Here is an 18925-nt window from a genome sequence, read left to right as displayed (position 1 = left end):
TCTGTCCATGTCGAGCATGCTGGATCTGGCCATCCTGGGTTTCCTGTACGAGGAGCCGCTGCACGGCTATGAACTACGCGTGCGCATCGCTCGTCTGTCCGGGCATGTCAGGGCCGTCAGCCACGGCACCTTGTACCCGGCCATCAGGCGGATGGAGGCGGCCGGGCTGCTGGTCCGCGAAGCGCAGCAGGGGGCCGCGGCAGCTCCCCGGCACATGCTCAGTCTCACCGAGGCCGGCCGCACCGAACTGTTCCAGTGCCTGCGCGAACCGGCGGAACCGTTCATCACGGACGAGAACCGCTGGTTCACGTTGCTCGCTTTCCTGCGCCATCTGCCCGACCCCACGGCGCAGGCCACGGTCCTGGAGCGACGCCTCGCTTTCCTGGACGAACCAAGCAGCTATTTCTACGACGGCGGTGGGCGGCCCCTGTCCGCCGAGAACGTGGCCGACCCCTTCCGCAGCGGAGTGCTGCGTATCGCCCGGGCCACCTCACAGGCCGAACGTGCCTGGCTGGAAGAGACGTTGAAGGAACTGGCCCCCTCGCCGTCCAGCGGATCGGAGACCGCGCATGCGCGTCATGACTGACGCCGAATGGCGGACGTTCGTCCTGACCGGAACCCGCACCGGCAAACTGGCGACCCACCGGCGCGACGGCCGGCCCCATGTGACGCCCGTGTGGTTCCTGCTCGACGATGGCGGCACCGCGGGCGAGACGCGCGTCGTCTTCACCACCTGGCACGATTCGCTGAAGTACCGGTCTCTGAGCCGCGACCCCCGCTTCTCCCTGTGCGTCGACGACCAAGAGGCGCCCTACGGTTACGTCATGCTGGAGTGTGCCGCCGAGTTCACCGCCGACCCGGAGCAACTGCGCGAGTGGGCCACGCGGCTCGGCGCCCGCTACATGGGCGCCGATCGGGCGGAGGACTACGGCAGGCGCAACTCGGTTCCTGGTGAGTACCTCGTGCGGGCCGTCGTGCGGAACGTGATCGCCTTCGACGGCATCGCGGACTGAGAAGCCCGCCCCCGTCAGGCGATCGGCGCGATCTCCGGCCGGCCGACCAGTCGCCGGCCTGTCGAAGCGCCGTAGGTCTTCGTGAGCCGGGCTGCCAGGTCGCCCGGGTGGACCGTGTACTGCTGGGGGCCGACGGACTCCAGCGCGAGGGCCGCGAGCGCGCAGCCCAAGCGGGCCGCGTCGGGCACCTGCATCCGCCAGGCCAGCCCGGCGAGGAATCCGGCCCGGAAGGCGTCCCCGCCTCCGGTCGGGTCGGCGACGCGCTCGACCGGCACGGCCGGCACGGCCATACGGCCGTGCCGGGCCGAGCGCACCAGCACGCCGTCAGCGCCCCGCGTGGTGATCCAGGTGCCTACCCGATCGAGTACCTGGTCGTCGGTCCAGCCGGTGACCGAGGTCAGCAGAGCCGCCTCGTATGCGTTTGTGAAGAGGTGTCCGGCGCCCTCGACGAGGCGGCGGACGGACTCCCGGTCCAGGGTGGCAAGCTGCTGGGAGGGGTCGGCGGCGAATGCGACTCCCAGCTCCTGGCACTGCGCCGTGTGCCGCAGCATCGCCGTGGGGTCACCGGCACATACCAGCACCAGGTCCAGTCCGCCCGTCGCCTCATGGACCTGCCGCAGGTCGACGAGGGCGGACTCGGCCATGGCACCGGCGTAGAAGGTGGCGATCTGGTTCTCGGCCGCGTCCGTCGTGCACATGAAGCGGGCAGTGCCCAAACGGTCGGATACCCGCACATGGCCGGTGCCCACGCCGTGTGCCATCAGCCAGGTCTCGTACTCCGCGAAGTCGCTGCCCACCGCGCCGACCAGTTCCGGAGCGAGGCCGAGTGAGCCGAGTCCGAAGGACACGTTCGCCGCGGTGCCGCCCCGCCGGACTTCGAGATCGTGCACGAGGAAGGAAAGCGAGACATGAGAGAGCTGGTCGGGGAGCAACTGGTCCGTGAAGCGGCCGGGAAAAGTGGCCAGATAGTCGGTCGCGACGGAGCCGGTCACGGCGATACGCATGAAAAGCTGCTCCGTTCTGGCGCTCGCGAGGGTGCCGTGGGGCGGGCGCCGTGCAGATTCCGGTGGATGTCAAGGGTGGCGGTGGATCGGTTGAGCGTGATGTAGTGCAGTCCCGGCGCGCCCTCGTCGAGCAGGCGCTGGGCCAGCGCGGTGGCCTGGTCCACTCCGATGCGGTGGCCGACCGCCGGGTTGTCCCGGGCGGCGTGCAGCCTGCGGGCCAGGTCGGCGGGGAAGTGGGCGTTACTCAGTTCCGCGAAACGGCGGATCTGCCGTACGTCGGTGGCCGGCATTATCCCCGGGATGATCGGTATGTCGCAGCCGGCCGCCCGCACCCGGTCGCGCAGCCGCAGATAGTCCTCGGCGTGGAAGAACATCTGGGTGATGGCGTAGTCCGCACCCGCGCGGCATTTCGCCACGAAGTGCCGGATATCGCTGTCCCAGTCCGGCGAGTGCGGATGCCGCTCCGGAAAGGCCGCCACTCCGACAGTGAACTCCCCACACGACCGGATCAGTTCGACCAACTGGTAGGCGTACCGGAAGCCGTCGGGGTGCGGGCTCCAGTGACTGCGTGGATCCCCGGGCGGGTCACCTCGCAGGGCCAGAACATCGCGTACCCCGGCGTCGGCGTACTCGCCGATGACGTGCCGCAGCTCGACCGCCGAATGGGCCACCGCGGTGAGGTGCGCGACGGGGCGCAGCGTCGTCTCCGCGGCGATGCGCCGGGTGACGGCGACGGTGTGCGCGCGGGACGTGCCTCCGGCGCCGTAGGTGATGGAGACGAACGACGGGGCTACCGCCTCCACCCTGCGCACCGCACGCCACAGGGTGCGCAGCCCGCCCTCTGTGCGGGGCGGGAAGAACTCGAACGAGTACGAGCGTCCGCCGCCCGCCAGCAGATCCCGCAGGTTCCCGGTGCTCGTCGCCGGTCGGCTCACGCGTCAGGTCCGCTCGTGCCGAACCGGGCCCGTCCCGGACCGTCCCCGACGAAGGAGTCCATGCCCGTCGTCCGGTCGGCGGTCGCGAACAGCCCGGCGAACAAAGCCTGTTCGATTTCCAGGCCTGAGGCGAGATCCGAGCGGGCGCCGCGCTCCACCGCCGCCTTGGCGGCGCGTAGGGCGAACTGCGGCCCCTGGGCGAAGCCACGTGCCACGGCCATGGCCTCGGCCAGGACCCGGCCCGGCGGCACTACCCGGTCCACCAGCCCGATCCGCAGGGCCTCGTGCGCGCTCACCGCCCGTCCGGTGAGGATCAGCTCCTTGGCCCGTGCGAGGCCGACGAGGCGCGGAAGCCGCTGGGTGCCACCGGCGCCGGGGATGACCCCCAGAGCGATCTCCGGCAGCCCGATGCGGGAGTCCTCGGCGCAGATCCGGATGTCGGCAGTCAGCGCCAGCTCGCAACCGCCCCCCAGCGCGGAGCCGTTGATCGCCGCGACGACGGGCTGCGGGATATCGGCGACCGCGGTGAACGCCGCCTGCAGCCGTGCCGCGTGGTGGAGCATGTCGGCATGGCTCATCGCGGCCATCTCCTTGATGTCGCCGCCCGCGGAGAAGATCCGTTCCCCGCCGGTGAGGACGACCACCCGTATGTCCCGGCGCGCGGCGGCCTGGTGTGCCACCTGCTCCAGCTCGGCCTGCGCGATCCTGTCCAGCGCGTTGACCGGTGGCCGGTCAAGGACGATGCGGCCGATGCCGTCGGCCGCCTCGAGGCGGACGGCGGTCGGCCGCTCGGCGGGCCGAGCCCCGTCCGCCGCGGCGGCGGTCCCGCCGGACCTGCCGTTCGTTACAGCCCCGGTCGACTCCATCACGCCCACAACAAGCCTCCGTTGACCTCTAGCACATGCCCGTTCACATAGGAGGCCTCCGCAGAGGCCAGGAAGACGGTGGCGTCCGCCACCTCGTCGGGGCGTCCGGCCCGGCCCAGCGCGAACCGCCGCCGGTAGACCTCCCAGACCTTGGTGTTCGAGGCGAGAGCACGACCCATGCCCTCGTCGATGACGCCGGGCGCCACCGCGTTGACGAGGATTCCTTTCGGTGCGAGCTCGATCGCCGAGACGCGCGTGAACATCTCCACCGCGGCCTTCGTGGAGCAGTAGCCGGCCGCACCGACGGCCACGCGGGTGGCCATGCTGGACGACAGGTTGATGATGCGACCGCCGCCCTGGCTCTCCATGTGGGGCACCGCCGCATGCGTGCACAGATAGACCCCGTTGAGGTTGATGTCCACCATCTCGCGCCAGGCTTGCGGGGTGAGCCGCCCGACCTTGCCGTCCCGGCTCACCCCCGCGTTGGCGACGAGGACGTCGAGGCAGCCGAATGCATCCACGGTTTCGCGCATCAGCTTGTACACCGAGTCCTCGTCGGTGACGTCGACGTAGCAGTACCGGGCCCGGCCGCCCGCGCGCTCGGTGAGGTCGTCCACGTCGTACGGGTTGCGCGCGGCGCACATCACGGAGGCGCCCTCATCCACGAAGCGCTCGGCGATCGCCCGCCCGAGACCCCGCGTGCCACCAGTGACGACGGCCACCCTGCCGGCCAGGCTCATCCGTCCCGCCTCACTCGATATCATCGGCTGACCCCAGCTCGTCGAATGCCGACCCGCAGGAGCGGCAGTGAAAGGGTGTCTTGCACACGCTGCCGCCGAACCGGCCCGCGCCGGCGACCTGCCCCGAACCGCAGTAGGGGCAGCGCCGGATGCCCACGGTCACCTCTCGCCCGGCGACGCCGTAGCCGCCGCAGCGCAGGACACGCAGACCCTGCGCCGAGACCTGGTCGGCGCGCCAGGCACCGGGCCGCCACTCGATGTCGACCTCGGCGTCCGGCAGTACCCCGGCCACCGCCCGGCGCACCCCGTCCGCCATCGCGGACCGTCCTGGGCACGCCACCCGGGTCGGCGCGAGCACCACCCGGACGCGGCCGTCGGCCACCTCCAGCGCGCGCAGCACGCCCAGGTCGGCCAGGGTGACGTCGATCTCCGGATCGCGGACCTCGGACACGGCGGTCCGGACCCGGTCGGCCGCATCCGTCGCACCGGTGACCGGCCGCCGGCCGGTCACAGGAACGCTCCCCGCGGGTATCCGGCGCGGACGCTGCGCAGGTCTGCGAGGACCGCGTCCAGCGCGGCCCGCTCGTCCTCGATGAGCGAGTCGCCGTTCGCGCGGGGGCGAGGCGGACACGGCAGCGCGGGTACGAGGCCGACGGCGAGCCCGGCGCCGTGCAGCAGCCGCTGGAAACGCTTGGTGAGGATGTCGGGCGACAAGGCGGGCAGGGCGGGAGCACCGTGCCCGGGCGCGGTGTCCGGCAGTCCGTTCGGCCGGGGCATCCCGAACAGGTCCCCGGCGGCCGCCGCCGCGGTCGTCAGTGCCTCGGTCAGCTCCTGCCGGTGTGTCGGCCGGTCGTACAGCGCGGCCCTGGACGCCCAGTGGGCGAGGTGCAGCTTCTGTTCGTCGGCCATGGCCTCCAGCGCGATTCTCAGGTCGGCCTCAGGGTGGTCGGGGGTGCCGGCCAGCGCGTCGACGGCGGACAGCAGCGCCGCGGCCGTCCCCGCGGCCAGGATCAATCCGCGCGCCACGGACCAGACGCGGTCCGCGCGTGGGCTCGCGGTCAGCACCGTCGGCTGCCACTGGGCAGCCGGACGGTCGAAGAAGTGGGTATCGGCGTGTTGCTCGTCCCAGCCGAGGAGAGCGAGCAGGGTCCGGGCATGCGCCAGGTCTTCCTGGGCGATCGACCCTACCGCCAGTGCCTCCTCCAACTCGGTGTAGTCGACGGTGTGTTCACCGAGCCGGTGCGCGTGCAAGAACAGATCGTCGGCCATCGCCGCCCAGAGCGTGCCAGAGGCCTCTTTCCCGACGAGGGATCGATCCGTTGCCGGGCGCCGGGCGGGCGCCGTGGCCGAGGGGGCCTGCCGACGCCGCTCGGGTGTCCGCAGGCCCGAGCGGCGACGCCGCCGTTCCTGCGGATAGGAGGGCAGGCGGTAGGGCATCCGTGTCTTGGCGTCCAGCAGCCGCCGGCCGTCCGCCTCCGCGGAGTGCACCCGGTCGCGTCTGATCACCCACAGCCGTACGGCGTCGTCGCGCCGTGCGTAGGTCTCCCGGGCCAGCCGCCACGCCTGTTCGCTGCCGGTGGCGAGCAGTGAACCGACATGCGAGAGCTGGGTGGAACTGCCCGTCTGGAGGAAGACCTCGAAGACGTCGAGGCCTCCGCAGGGCGTCGTCTCACCGCTCATGCCGCCACCCCCCGTCCGATCCGGTCGGCCGCGTTGCGGTCCAGCACGCCGCGCACCCAGGCCAGCCGCTGCTCGGAAGCCGGCCCGCCACCCGCGACGACCCGCTTGACCTCGCCCCAGTCCGGCATGTCGAACTCCCAGGCGCCTGGGGAGGTCTCGCGCACCAGATCCGGATCGACATGGATCCCGAGCTCCGTGAAAACCGGCACTATGCGCGACAGCCACAGTTGCCGCAGCTCGTCATTGCCGTGCGGCTTGAGCCCCGCGACGTGCATGGGGTTGGTGGGCAGCGAGTCGGTGTCCGGCGGACCGAAGTAGGCCAACACCCGTCGCATCCACACCTCGAACGCCTCCTGCACCCTTCGGCGTTGCACGGTGTCACCGGAGTGCAGCACCTCGTGCGTCATGTCGAGTGCGTGCTGGTAGTGGAAGGACTCCTCGCGCTCGATCTTGCGCAGCGCGCGGGAGTACGGCAGGTAGACGCCTCGCATGAGGGACTGGAACTGCACGATGGCGGCCGAGTTCATCAATAGCAGCCCCGGCCCGAACTCCTCCCAGGTCTGGAAGTCGTAGTGGAAGATGTTGTGGACCTTGGCGCGTCCCTCGACGTAGTCGACGAGGATGGACTCCCAGTCGGCGCCGAGATCCTGGGCGACCCGGGCCGCGACATGGCCGTGACCTACTTCGTCCTGGATCTTGGCCATGAGCATCTGTTTGCGCGCCAGGCTCGGGGCCCGGCCGAGCCAGGCGGCGAAGGGGAGGACACCGACCAGTTCGTTGAGCGCTTGCACGGACGCGAAGCGGCGTGCCCCCGAGCGGACCTCGCTGGGCATCGGGTCGTTCAGCTCGTACAGGCGCCGGGTGGCGCCCCGCGAGGCGGGCGAGGGTGCGGACATGACGTGGCAGCCTTCCTGTCTGCGGAGTTTGTCGGCGCGGTGCTAGTACCAGGTCAGGACGACGGCACCGGCCGTCATCCCGCCGCCCACGCCGGCGAGCACGAGGTGCTCACCGCGCGCGAAATGCCGGCGCAGGTGTTCGCTGTGCAGGGTGAGCGGGATCGACGCGGCCGCGGTGTTTCCGAGGAGGGGGGCGGTCAGCGGGACCCGTGCGGGATCGACGCCGAGTTCGGTGGTGCATGCCTCGACCAGCCGGGTGTTCGCCTGGTGCAGGATGAACCTGCCGACGTCGTGCAGCCCGAGACCGGCCTGGTCCAGCGCGGCCGAGATCACCTTCGGCAGTGTGCGTAGGGCGTAGTCGCGAACGGGCCTGCCCCGCATCCGGAAGAGATGCTCCCCGGACTCACGTGCCACAGCGTCCAGCGGTTGACGCGTGCCGCCCGCGACCACCTGTACCAGCTCGTGGTACTCGCTGTGTGTCTGCAACTCGACGCCTCGTACGCCGTAGCCCTCCGGCACCGGACCGAGCAGCACGGCTCCCGCCCCATCGCCGAACAGACTGACGGTACGGCGGTCGCCGCGGTCCAGCATGGGCGAGTAGATGTCGGCACCGATCACCAGACCGTGCCGTCCGGACATACGGTGCGCCAGCATCGACTCCGTGACGGTGAGGGCATAGAGGAAACCGCTGCACACCGCGTTCACGTCGAAAGCGGGGACGGTCGTGAGGCCCAGGGCGTGCTGGACGAACACCGCGGTGGAGGGCTGTGGTTGATCCGGCGTCGAGGTCGCGACGACCAGCACCCCGAGGTCGGACGCCACGCCAGTCCGGCCGCGCAGCGCCGCCGCGGCCGCCTGGTGGGCGAGCTGGGACGTCCTGGTCCCCGGTGCCGCGTAATGCCGTTCGCGGATCCCGGTGCGTTCAAGGATCCACTCCGGTTCGGCCCCGGTCCAGGCGGAGATCTGTGCGTTGTCGATGACATGGGGCGGGACGTACGAACCCAGGCTCACGATTCCGATCGGCTGTGGCTTGTCCATGGACGTTCGGCCCTTCACGTCGGGGTCGGCTGCGGTCATGCAAACAGTCGGGCGACCGCATTGTCAATATTGTCATTGACAAACAATGGTCAGGAGTCAAAGACTGTCGATGTTCGTCAAATCGCCGTAGCGCTCCCGCACCACGCGGAGCCGGCCCCCGATGGAGGTATCGATGCAGACCAGTCCCCATTCGGTGGCCCGCGCCGACACGGGGGTGGAGCCGTCCCCCCGTGATCGGTACGCAGCCTTCGAGACCTTCCGAGCGGCCCGGGACACGCTCCTGCGTCAAGCTGCGGCCGGCGGCCCGCCCGGGCCCGTCGACCTCACCGCGCTGCGCCGGATGCCGAACTTCAACTGGGCTCTGGACTGGTTCGACGTGATCGCCCGCTACAACCACTCCGTCGCTGTTCGCGTCGTTGACGTCGGACCCGACGGATCGCGCTGCTCCCAGTTGACCTACGCGCAGCTCGCGGAACGTTCGACCCGTCTGGCCGGAGAACTCGCCGCACGGGGAGTCGCCGAGGGCGATCGCCTGTTGCTCATGACGGGCAACCGGCTGGAGTTGTGGGAGACGATGCTCGCCGCGTTCAAGATCGGCGCCGTTGTCGTCCCTCTGAGTAACCATCTCGGCGCGGACGACCTGCGGGACCGGATGGAACGCGCGAAGGTCCGGCACGTCGTCACCGAGGCGGTCTACACCGATCGGTTTCCACTGCTGCCCACGCTACGGAACCGGATCGCGCTGGACGGCGGTGTGCTCGGCTGGACCCCGTTCGCCGAGCTCATGGCCGGGGCAGCGGCTGCGCCCGTACGGCCGGCGGTCACCCCCGAGACACCGCTGCTGCTGTACTTCACCTCCGGGACCACCTCGCTGCCGAAGATCGTGCAGCATACGCACGCCAGTTACCCCGTCGGCCATCTGTCGACCATGTACTGGCTGGGGCTGCGACCCGGCGATGTGCACGTCAACGTTTCCTCGCCGGGCTGGGCCAAGCATGCCTGGAGTTCGCTCTTCGCGCCGTGGAACGCCGGCGCGACCGTCGTCGCCCTCAACCAACAGCGTTTTGACGCAGCCACCTTGCTGTCCGTCCTGTGTGAGCAGCAGGCGACGACCTTCTGCGCTCCGCCCACCGTCTGGCGGATGATTCTCAGGGAAGGACCGGAGGGATGGCCGGTGGCGCTGAGGGAGGCGGTGAGTGCCGGTGAGCCCCTCGACCCCGAGACGGTGCACCGCATACGCGCCGCCTGGGGCGTGACGGTCCGGGACGGCTACGGGCAGACCGAGACCACCGCCCAGATCGGCCATCCGCCGGGGCACCCCGGCAGGCCGGGCTCGATGGGGATCGAACTCCCCGGGTACCGGATCCTCTTGGTGGACCCGGTGAGCGGTGAGCGGCACACCGGCCCGGGAGGCGAGGGGGAGATCTGCCTCGATCCCGCGGACGGCCCGATCGGGCTGACGGCCGGCTACGTCGACCGCTCCGGCTGCGCCGTCCTGCCCGGTGACGACGGGCTCTATCACACCGGTGACCTCGCGGTGCGGGACGAGGACGGCTGGTTCACTTACGTCGGCCGCGCCGATGACGTGTTCAAGGCGTCCGACTACCGTATTTCCCCGTTCGAACTGGAGAGCGTCCTATTGGAGCATCCGGCGGTGGCGGAGGTGGCGGTCGTGCCCAGCCCCGATCCGCTGCGGTTGGCCGTACCCAAGGCATACGTCGAACTAGCCGCAGGCAGGCGGCCGGACGCCGAGACCGCGCGCGAGTTGCTCGCGCATGCCCGCCGTCGGATCGCCCCCTACAAGCGCATCCGCCGGCTGGAGTTCCGCTCCGTCCTGCCCAAAACCGAGTCGGGCAAGATCCGCCGGTCGTCGTTGCGCGGAGAAGAGGCGGCTGGGGTGGGGACGGGGATCGTCTGGCGCGAGGAGCAGTTCCCGGAGCTGAAGGAGCTGACCGATGAGCCCAAGGGGTGACAGGATGTCGCCCGTGTGGATCCGGGGCGAGGCCGCGACGCTTCCGTGCCCACGTGTCTCATTTCGCGGAGCGGTCGAGCCATGACGAGACCGCCTCCTTGGCGAGGGTGATGAACGCGCCCGTCAGCGGATGCGCGCCATGCCGGGGCACTACGAGCTGGAGCAGGCAGCGGGGGGCCCCGCCGAGGGGGATGAAGACCACGGTCGGGTGCATGTGCGAGGAAGCGATCGACTCGGGCACCACCCCGACCCCCCGGCCGGCGGCGACGGCCTCCAGCCACTCGTCGAAGTTGGTGCACACCGCGCTCGCCACCGGCTGGTTTTCCGGCGGCCACTCGTCCAACTGGGTCGTTCCGCTCACTGTGTTGATGACCAGCGGCAGTTTCGGCAGCTCGGTCCAGTCGACACTGCGCCGGGCCGTGAGCGGGTCGTTCGCCGCCACCGCCAGGATGCGCCGTTCCTCCGACAACGGAACCACACGCACGCCTTTGGCGGTGACCTGCCCACGCACGATCGCCACGTCCGCCTCTCCGTGATCGAGGCCGGCCAGCGGCTCGTCCCGGCGTACCGGATCGACACGCACGCCGGTGTCCCGCTCGAAGGCGCTCATGGCGGCATGTGCCCACTCCGCGGGGAAACCCCACGTGAATCCCAGCCGCAAAACCTCCCCGGAGCGGTCCGGCCGCAGCGCCTCTTCTAATCGGGGGAGAATTTCGGCCAATTGTCGGTACAAGCGCTGACCGGCGGGAGTCATATCCACATGGCGGGTGGTGCGGGTCAGCAGGCGCACACCGAGCTGCTCTTCAAGCCGCTTGATATTCCGGCTCAGGCTCGGCTGTGACAGCCGTAACCGGTCAGCCGCCCTGGTGAAGTGCCGTTCCTCCGCCAGCGTCAGAAAGCCTCTCAGGTGATGCAGCTCTATCCCCATGTCAAGGAGCTTACATAGGGCCGATAGAACCCCCGATTCCATTTGACGCTCTTTACCAGGCGAAGAAACGTGCCCCGCGTCGCCGAGTTCCATTTCCGACAATTTTCGCGCCTCCTCAGGCTGGGCTGCCGTGTGGGCGGCGTTGATCCGAGAGAGATCACCTGCACGCTAGTCATGACAAGCTGCACGGTGAAATGACTCTCCGTGGCTAATTATTCAAAAACGGCATAAATGCAGGTCGGACAGGAGCGAAGGATAGGCAGCCAGTTCACGTGTGACCGTGCCCTGATCTATGCGGCTTCGCTATGAATCGGGCGTGGTTGATATTTCCCTTGCCTCTACGGCCACGCCTAGCATCCGAGCTATTCGATCCGGCCAGGATGTCGTTGCCCGAGGTGACGCAGTCACTGGGCGTAAGGGGGAACATCATGGGGGAGAGGTACGCCCCGCCACCTTCCCTGCGGGGGAGCGCCGAGACCGGTCACGAGCCGCTGCCCAGCGCCCTGCGCGCGGCCCGCGAGGCGTTGCGAGGCCGGCCGGGCGTCGCCGGGTCGCTGTCCGTGGCGCTGACCGAGGAGATCGCGGCACGCACCGAAGTCCCCGAGGACGGCATCGTTCTCGGCCCCAGCACGCCGAGCCTGGCCTTCGCGCTGCTGCACTCCCTGAGATCGAGCCGGGCCGCCTCGTGCCTGGAGGTACGCGCGTCGGCGAGGGGTGCCGGGGCCTGCGCCGACCTCGCACGCCGGTTGCCGGCCCGCTGCGTCCTGGTCCCGCCGGATCCTTCGGGCGCGCAGGACCTCGATGCCCTTGCCGAGGGCTGTGGCGACGGGCTGGTGGTCCTCTTCCTCAGCAACCCGCACGATCCGACCGGCGCGGTGGTGCCAGGCGGCACCCTGCTGCGATTCCTGGAGGCGGTCCCCGAGCAGGCCGTGGTCGTCGTGGACGAGAGCCGCTGGGAGTTCGTCCGTGACGACGACTTCACCCCCGGCACGGAACTGGTGGGCCATGACCGGCGGCTGGTCGTGCTGCGCTCTCTGTCCGCTGCTCATGGGCTCGGCGGTCTGCGGCTCGCGTACGCCGCCTGCGACCCGGAGATGGCCGAACTGATACAGCGGCAGATACTGCCCTCCGACATCGACACGATGGCCCAGGGCGTCGCCCTCGCCTCGCTGCGCAGCCCGGACGAGGTGCGGGTCCGCGCGGATGCGGTGGTCCGGGAGCGGGAGCGGTTGCGTGAGGAACTGCAGTTGCTCGGATTCCGGGTGGCCCCGAGCGAGACCGACCGCATCTGGCTTCCGCTCGGCGAGGACAGCACGCGCTTCACACTGGCGGGCCGGCGGGCCGGCGTCGATCTGCTGCTCGGCCTGGGAGAAGGCGTCGGTTACACGGTCGGTCCGCCCCGGCTGGGTGATCGGCTGCTGGAAGCGGCGGCACGCTTCGCCGACCGGCCCTGTGGGGGTCGGTACCCGGTGGGGCCGCCCTTGATGTGACACATGTCATAACAGGATGTGCGTCCGTAGATGACAGATGACAATTTGCCCTCTTTTCTCTGTGGCGTCATGTCACGGGTTAGCATGGCCGTGCCCACAAGGGCTTGTTGTTACTCCTTGACAAGTCCGATCGCAGGGACATGACCATCAGGAGAGGGTGGGGGCAGTGAGTGAGACGCCCTTCGGCCGTCGGCTGCGTGCTCTGCGCCGGCAGCGCGCGCTCAGTCAGAACGAGCTCGCGGGGAGCGAGCTCTCCGCGAGCTACGTCAGCCTGTTGGAGAGCGGCAAGCGCCCGCCCACCGAGGAAGCCGTGGTCAAGTTGGCCGCCCGGCTGGGTATCTCAGTCGCTGAGCTGGTCGGGGACACCGGGGTGGTCCCGTCACGACCCACCCTGGAACAGCCCCTGGAGGCGGAGCTGCTGCTGAACCGGGCCCTTCTCGCGCTTCGTACCGGCAGCGCGGACGTGGCTGCCGGGATGTTCGCGGAGCTGGCTGCCGTGGACGACGACACCCTGGCCCTCCAGGCGCGGACGCTCCTCGGCCGAGCCCAGGCTCTGGAATGGGCGGGTCGGCTCGCCGAAGCGGCCGACCTGTACCGGCAGTGGCTGGATCTCTTCGCCGACGGGTGCGACGATCCTGTGCTCCGCGTGGAGACGGTGATCTCCCTGCTGCGCTGCCAGCGAGAGACGGGCGCGCCGCGCATGGCGGCGAAGGAGGCGGAAGAGGCACTCGCGGCGGCGGACGAGCTGGCTCTGTCCGGCACTCCGGTCGGACTCGAACTCGCCGGAATCGTGGCCGGGTTCCGCTGGGACCTGGGCCAGGACACGGCCGCCCTCGACCTGCTGGAGGAGGCGTACGGCACGGCCGACGGCCTCGTCGGCCGTGCCGATCTGGCACAGGCGTACGGCAGGGCCGCCGACGCGGCCGAGGCGAGGGGCCGACTGGCACACGCCGTGGCTCTCGCGCGGCGCGGTGCGGAGGTCTGTCACCGTGCCGACGCCCTCTGCCCGGTCGCCCGCCTGCGCCTCGCGGGTGCGGAGGTGCTCGCCCGTCGCAGCGCGACGGCCACCGGCCCGGCGTCCCAGCCGCCTCTGGAGCCGTATGCCGCGGAACTGGCGGCTTGGGGATCGCCCCTGGACGCCGCCGTGGCGGAGGCTGAACGGTCGAGGGAACTGCTCGCCACCGGCGATGCCGAGGGAGCACGGAATGCCGCGCACTCGGCGCTGGACAGCGTGGGGCCTGCCTGGCGGCGTACCCGCGCCCATGCGTCGCTGGCCCTCGGGCGGGCGCTCTGGCGGCTCGGCGACGCCGCGGGGGTCCGGTACTTCGAGGAAGCGGCCGACGCGCTCGCCGCCGTGGGAGCGGAGCGGCAGAGCGCGGCCGCCTATCTGGAACTGGCCGAGCTGCTGGAGACGGAGGGGGACGTGCGCGGCGCGCTCTCCTATTACCGCCGCGCCTCCGCCGTCGTTGGACTGCTTCCGGCGGAATCGTCGTAGCACCCTTCTCGACGGAGCTGTAGGACTCGTCCACGAAGTACCGCCCACAGCGCGGTACTTCGGCCGGCGCTGTCCCGCCCCGGTCGTGAGGAGCGCGGAACGGAGGGCCTCCCCACCGCCACGGCCGCTGGGCCCCGGGCCTGCGCCGCCTGCCTCGGCGCGGTGCTCCGCGCATGTGCTGTCGCGTTCATGCACAGGGGCTATGAATGCGGCTCAAGAGCTATTTCCGTCTGCCTCGACAGTCGGGCAACATGCTTTCGGCTTGATCGCCGCGCGGCGGAAACGAGCCGGGCGAACCAATGCCGCGCGACTACATCGGCCGGAAGCGTTTTACGGGGGAGACGCATGACCTGCTGCAAGGAGCGGACGAATCGCCGCTCCCGCATCGGAGGCGCGGCACGAGGCTTCGTCGCGACGCCCGCCCTGCCGCCTGCACGCCTCGCCGGGCGCCTTGACCCTCTGGGTCCGCCTTCCCGTGCGTCGCGCGTCTGCCCCTGATCCACCGATTCACCGCGCCTGGCCGAAGCGGGCGCGGAGTGCCTTCCGGCGGTGTGCCGTAGCGGCCCGCCGGCTTCCTTCGCGTATCGGGAGATCTGGGTGATCACGAGCATGGAAGTGTGCATTGTCGGCGCCGGTCCGAGAGGACTGTGCGTGCTGGAGAGGATCGTCGCCCGTGCCGTGGCAGAGCCGCGGGCGCGATCGGTCACTGTTCACCTCGTCGACCCCCACCCGGCCGGCGCGGGCGCGGTGTGGCGTACCGACCAGGCCGGCTGCCTGCTGATGAACACGGTCGCCTCCCAGGTGACGGTGTTCGCTGACGAGACCGCGGGATCCGATGTCCCACTGCTGGGCGGCCCGTCCCTGTACGAATGGGCGCGCCGTGACCCGCAGGAGGCGTCACGGGCACCGCGTCCTGATGACTACCCCACGCGTGCGCAGTACGGCCGGTACCTGCGCTGGGTGCTCGGGTACCTCGTAGAGCGCGCCCCCGACGAAGTCACCGTCCGGGTACACCGTGACCGCGCTGTGCGGCTGCGGGAGGGCCCCCGTGGGCAGGCAGTGCACTTGTCCGGCGGCACGACGCTGGGCGGTCTGGACGCCGTCGTGCTCAGCCAGGGACACCTGCCGGTCGCGCCCACGGCCGAAGAGACCGCGCTCGGCGACCACGCTGCCCGCCACGGGCTGTGCTACGTGCCGCCCGGCAATCCCGCCGACGCGGACCTGTCGAAGCTGGGTCCTGGCCACCGCGTTCTGTTGCGCGGACTCGGTCTGAATTTCTTCGACCACATGGCGCTCCTGACGGTAGGGCGCGGAGGCTCCTTCGAGACCGGGGCGGACGGACGACTCGTCTACCGTGCCTCGGGGCGCGAACCGCTGCTGTTCGCCGGCTCCCGGCGCGGCATCCCGCATCAGGCCCGGGGTGCCAATGAGAAGGGGCCGTCCGGGGTGCACGAGGCGGTTGTCCTGACCCCCGAGGTGATCGCCTCGCTGCGGCACCGTGCCAGGAGGGACGGGAGTCTGTCTTTCCGCCGACATGTGTGGCCGTACATTGCCAAGGAGGTCGAAACCGCCTATTACGTCGGCCTGGTGCGGAACCGCGGGCTGGACCCGGCCGCGTCCGAGGCATTCCGGGGTGCCGTGCTGGCTGCCCCATGTGGCAGCGCCGCCGAGCGTTCGGTGCTCGACGCCTACGGCATCGGGGAGGACGCGCGCTGGGACTGGGAGCACCTGGCGCGGCCGTACCTGGGGCGCACCTTCCGCAGCGCGGAGCATTACGGGGAGTGGGCCGCCGGTTATCTGCGGCAGGACGCCGAACGGGCGGCGCGGGGCAATCTGTCCGACCCGGTGAAGAAGGCGCTGGACGTGCTGCGTGATCTGCGTAATCAGGTGCGCGCCATCGTCGATCACGCGGGGGTCACCGGCACCTCGTACCGCGACGAACTGCGCCGCTGGTTCACTCCGTTGAACGCCTTCCTCTCCATCGGCCCACCGCGCAGCCGCACCTTGGAGGCGTTGGCCCTGATGGAGGCCGGGGTGCTGCGGCTGATCGGTCCCCGGCTGCGGGTCGAGCCGGAAGCGACGGGCCGTGGCTTCCTCGCCTGGTCACCGATGGTGGCCGGGGCGCCGGTGCGCGCCGACGCGCTGATCGAGGCGCGGCTGCCCGAGCCGGATGTGCGACGCACGACCGATCCGCTGCTGCGGGACCTGCTGGCACGGGGCGAGGCGGCCTCGTTCCGGGTGCCCGACCCGGACGGCCCGGGCTACGACACCGGGGCGCTCGCAGTGACCGAACGGCCCGCCCGCCTCGTCGACGCCGCTGGGCGGGCGCATTCGCGGCGCTTCGCCTTCGGCGTCCCCACGGAGGGCGTCCACTGGGTGACCGCGGCGGGCATCCGGCCCGGCGCGGGGTCCGTGACGGTGCTGGACGCCGACGCGATCTCCCGCGCGCTGTTCGAGCAGGCGGTGCCGGTGCGGATGCCCGTCGGAGTGAGGGAGGCGGCATGAGCGGAACCGCCATCACCGCGGCCGGTCCGGGACCGGGCGCGGCGGGGCCGCCGCCAGGCGCCTCGCCCCACGGCCGGCGCGGACTCGGCACGGCGTGGCACGTGGCGGCCACGACGACGCTGACCGCGACCCCGGTGTTCCTTCCCGGTGCCGCGGCCGACCTCATCGACGCCGATCTGGGCTGGAGCACGGGCGGACTCGGCACGGTCCTGGCGGTGTACTGGCTCGGCTCGCTGGCCGGTGCCTTTGCCAGCCGCAGGAGCCGCGCACCGCTCACGGCCGAGCGGGTCGTACTCCTCGCGCTGCTGGCGACGGCGGCAGCTCTCGCGTCGGCCGCCGCGCTACCCCGGGCCGGACTGTGGGCCGGGGGCACGCTCGGCGGCTGCGCGTACGGCTTCAGCCAGCCCTACACCAATTCCCTGCTGATGCGGCGATGCGCACCGACCGTGCGCGGACTCGCCTTCGGTCTCAAGCAGGCCGCGGTGCCCGCGGCGACCCTGCTGTGCAGTGTCGCGGTGCCCCTCGCCGCGATTCCCCTGGGCTGGCGCACCGTCTTCGCGGGGGGCAGCGCCGTGTGCCTCGGGTACGGCTTGCTGTTCGCCGTGCGCGGGCCGCGGGGAACGCGGCCGGAACCGGCGGCCGCGACGCCACTGCGCTGGGACCGGCGGCTCGCGTCCCTGGCGGCGGCCGGACTGCTCGGAGCGGTCGTCGGCAACAGCTTGGGCGGATTCCTGATCCTCACGCTGACCGACGCCGGTTTCACCCTGGCCACCGCGGGATTCGTGGCGGCGGGCGCGGCCGGCCTGTCCGTGCTGGTACGCGTAGGCGCGGGGTGGCTCGCCGACCGCGACCACGGCCACCCGTGGCGTGAGTTGAGCGTGATGTTCCTGACCGGCGCGGTCGGCACGGCGTTGCTCGCCCTCGGCACCCGGTCCGCCGGCGTCGCCGGGGCGTTTCTCGCCTACGCCGGGGGGTGGGGGTGGGCCGGGCTGCTGCACTACATCGCCGGAGTCTCCTACCCGGGCCGGGAGAAGCAGGCGACGGCGATGACCCAGATGGGCGTCTCGCTCGGAGCGGCCGTCGGGCCGTTCGGGTTCGGGTGGCTCACCGAGGCGTGGGCCCAGCGGGCCTGGTGGGGCATGGCAGCGGTCGGCGCGGTCGCCGCCCAGTGCGTCTGGGGGGCTGCCCGTACGCGTTCCCGTTGACGGTCACAAGAGGTCGCGAGCCGCCGTGACGGATCATTTGCTTCGTCATTGACAATATTGACAAGTTAGGGCGCCGATGCTTGCATGAGTGTCAACGGCGTTCCCGAAGGGAAGCGGAATGAGGTTCGGAACCGACGTAGGTATACGAGCGGTCGGCGTGTGGCTGCCCGAAACACTGGACACCGCCGCGCAAGCGGTGGAGGAAGGCCGTCTGCCTCCTGAGGTGGCCGAGCGCATGGGCGTCACCGCGCTGCCGATCGCCACGGAGATCTCGGCACCCGACATGGCGGTGCGCGCGGCTCGGATCGCCCTGGACCGGGCCGGCTGGGACGGCGGCGACATCGACGTCCTGGTGCACACATGGATCTACCACCAGGGGCACGACATGTGGTCCCCTCCGCACTACATCGCCAAGCTGCTCGGGGCTGAGGGCTGCCTGCCACTCGCCCTGCACCAGGGTTGCGACGGCGGAGGCCTCGCGTTACAGGACGCCGCGCTCCGGCTCACCGCCGATCCCGCGGTGCGCCGGGCCCTGGTGACCGCCTCCGACCGGTTCGTCCTGCCCGGCATCGACCGCTGGAACTTCCAGCCCTCCATGCCGCTCGGCGACTCGGGGACCGCCATCCTGCTGGAGCGGTCCCCCGGTGCGGACGCCCCCTTCGCGCTACTCGCGGTCAATACCTACGTGGCCCCTGACCTCGAAGTACTCGTCCGTGGCGACCGCCCGTTCGCCGACATGCCCATGCAGGTCGAACTCCCTTTCAGCGTGCTGGACTCGGCCAGGGCGGGCTCGGAACTACTGGCGAGCGTGGCCTACGACCACATCACCAGCCTGGTCACGTCGACGTTGCAGGACGCCGGTGTCGACGCGGACGACGAGCGTCTGCGGTACGTGGTGCTGCCCCGCATCGGGACCAGCGGGGTCACGGCGCTGTACCTGCCCGCCCTGAACGACCTGCTGGATGTCGAGTACCTCCGCTTCGACGATCTGACCGGCCACCTGGGCTGCGGGGACTGGGGTGCCGACCTCAACGACCTGTACGAGGGCCGCATCCTCGCGCCCGGCGACATGGCGCTGCTCATCGGGGCCGGTGCCGGTCTGACCTGGGTCTGTGCGCTGGTGCAGGCCGCCGACGACAGCGAACAAGGAAGTTGACG

17 protein-coding genes are annotated in these 18925 nt (G+C 70.7%); 8 read left to right on the top strand and 9 right to left on the bottom strand.

Translation table 11 applies throughout. From position 1 onward, the window contains the following. Nucleotides 1-16 precede the first annotated feature (16 nt). Nucleotides 17-586 (top strand): PadR family transcriptional regulator, encoded by a 570-nt coding sequence (locus AB0N90_RS29305; protein WP_365201862.1) that lies wholly within the window; start codon nt 17-19, stop codon nt 584-586. Beyond that, the gene (locus AB0N90_RS29300) at nt 579-1013 is read left to right on the top strand and encodes a PPOX class F420-dependent oxidoreductase (RefSeq protein WP_365201726.1); all 435 of its coding nucleotides are present in this window, start codon (nt 579-581) and stop codon (nt 1011-1013) included. Before AB0N90_RS29305 ends, AB0N90_RS29300 begins: the two co-directional genes overlap by 8 nt. Nucleotides 1014-1027: 14 nt before the next feature. Here AB0N90_RS29300 and AB0N90_RS29295 read toward each other — a convergent pair whose 3' ends face one another. The 8 genes from AB0N90_RS29295 to AB0N90_RS29260 are packed head-to-tail and all read right to left on the bottom strand — an operon-like array spanning nt 1028 to nt 8211. Next, on the bottom strand, nt 1028-2017 hold the full coding sequence (locus AB0N90_RS29295; RefSeq protein ID WP_365201724.1) for a carbohydrate kinase family protein: 990 nt from the start codon (nt 2015-2017) through the stop codon (nt 1028-1030). Then, nucleotides 2002-2952: a methylenetetrahydrofolate reductase [NAD(P)H] gene (gene metF / locus AB0N90_RS29290; protein WP_365201721.1), complete on the bottom strand. Its 951-nt coding sequence runs from the start codon at nt 2950-2952 to the stop codon at nt 2002-2004. The genes AB0N90_RS29295 and metF overlap by 16 nt, the downstream gene beginning before the upstream one ends. Further along, entirely contained in the window at nt 2949-3818 is an 870-nt protein-coding gene (locus AB0N90_RS29285; protein ID WP_365201718.1) for an enoyl-CoA hydratase-related protein, read from the bottom strand. Before AB0N90_RS29285 ends, metF begins: the two co-directional genes overlap by 4 nt. Beyond that, on the bottom strand, nt 3818-4558 hold the full coding sequence (locus AB0N90_RS29280) for an SDR family NAD(P)-dependent oxidoreductase (protein WP_365201716.1): 741 nt from the start codon (nt 4556-4558) through the stop codon (nt 3818-3820). Before AB0N90_RS29280 ends, AB0N90_RS29285 begins: the two co-directional genes overlap by 1 nt. A 10-nt stretch (nt 4559-4568) precedes the next feature. Then, on the bottom strand, nt 4569-5069 hold the full coding sequence (locus AB0N90_RS29275) for an iron-sulfur cluster assembly protein (protein ID WP_365201714.1): 501 nt from the start codon (nt 5067-5069) through the stop codon (nt 4569-4571). After that, nucleotides 5066-6238, bottom strand: a complete 1173-nt coding sequence (locus tag AB0N90_RS29270; RefSeq protein ID WP_365201712.1) for a Phenylacetic acid catabolic protein — start codon at nt 6236-6238, stop codon at nt 5066-5068. Before AB0N90_RS29270 ends, AB0N90_RS29275 begins: the two co-directional genes overlap by 4 nt. Continuing rightward, nucleotides 6235-7134 carry a Phenylacetic acid catabolic protein gene (locus AB0N90_RS29265; RefSeq protein WP_365201709.1) on the bottom strand — a complete coding sequence of 300 codons (900 nt, stop codon included), beginning with the start codon at nt 7132-7134 and terminating at the stop codon, nt 6235-6237. The genes AB0N90_RS29270 and AB0N90_RS29265 overlap by 4 nt, the downstream gene beginning before the upstream one ends. A 42-nt stretch (nt 7135-7176) precedes the next feature. Beyond that, a complete protein-coding gene (locus tag AB0N90_RS29260; protein WP_365201708.1) occupies nt 7177-8211 on the bottom strand; it encodes a ketoacyl-ACP synthase III in 1035 nt (344 codons plus the stop codon). 133 nt (nt 8212-8344) lie between these two features. On the opposite strand from AB0N90_RS29260, the gene AB0N90_RS29255 reads away from it, so the two are divergent. Continuing rightward, nucleotides 8345-10144, top strand: coding sequence for an AMP-binding protein (locus AB0N90_RS29255; protein ID WP_365201705.1), 1800 nt, complete (start codon nt 8345-8347; stop codon nt 10142-10144). Nucleotides 10145-10202: 58 nt separating this feature from the next. Here AB0N90_RS29255 and AB0N90_RS29250 read toward each other — a convergent pair whose 3' ends face one another. Next, the gene (locus AB0N90_RS29250) at nt 10203-11072 is read right to left on the bottom strand and encodes a LysR family transcriptional regulator (protein ID WP_365201703.1); all 870 of its coding nucleotides are present in this window, start codon (nt 11070-11072) and stop codon (nt 10203-10205) included. A gap of 428 nt (nt 11073-11500) precedes the next feature. Here AB0N90_RS29250 and AB0N90_RS29245 point away from each other — a divergent pair, with 428 nt between their 5' ends. From AB0N90_RS29245 to AB0N90_RS29225, 5 genes are all read left to right on the top strand, one after another. Then, nucleotides 11501-12562 (top strand): aminotransferase class I/II-fold pyridoxal phosphate-dependent enzyme, encoded by a 1062-nt coding sequence (locus AB0N90_RS29245; RefSeq protein WP_365201700.1) that lies wholly within the window; start codon nt 11501-11503, stop codon nt 12560-12562. Nucleotides 12563-12728: 166 nt separating this feature from the next. Then, on the top strand, nt 12729-14057 hold the full coding sequence (locus AB0N90_RS29240) for a helix-turn-helix transcriptional regulator (RefSeq protein ID WP_365201699.1): 1329 nt from the start codon (nt 12729-12731) through the stop codon (nt 14055-14057). Between the two features lie 609 nt (nt 14058-14666). Continuing rightward, nucleotides 14667-16562 carry an FAD/NAD(P)-binding protein gene (locus AB0N90_RS29235; protein WP_365201696.1) on the top strand — a complete coding sequence of 632 codons (1896 nt, stop codon included), beginning with the start codon at nt 14667-14669 and terminating at the stop codon, nt 16560-16562. Further along, on the top strand, nt 16559-17767 hold the full coding sequence (locus tag AB0N90_RS29230) for an MFS transporter (protein ID WP_365201693.1): 1209 nt from the start codon (nt 16559-16561) through the stop codon (nt 17765-17767). The genes AB0N90_RS29235 and AB0N90_RS29230 overlap by 4 nt, the downstream gene beginning before the upstream one ends. A gap of 118 nt (nt 17768-17885) precedes the next feature. Next, entirely contained in the window at nt 17886-18923 is a 1038-nt protein-coding gene (locus AB0N90_RS29225; RefSeq protein ID WP_365201691.1) for a ketoacyl-ACP synthase III family protein, read from the top strand. The last annotated feature ends 2 nt before the right edge of the window (nt 18924-18925 follow it).

It is taken from the genome of Streptomyces sp. NPDC093018, from assembly GCF_040684035.1.
GTDB lineage: Bacteria > Actinomycetota > Actinomycetes > Streptomycetales > Streptomycetaceae > Streptomyces > Streptomyces murinus.
The sequence above is the reverse complement of the archived record's forward strand: the minus strand, read 5'-3'. Positions and strand labels throughout refer to the sequence as shown.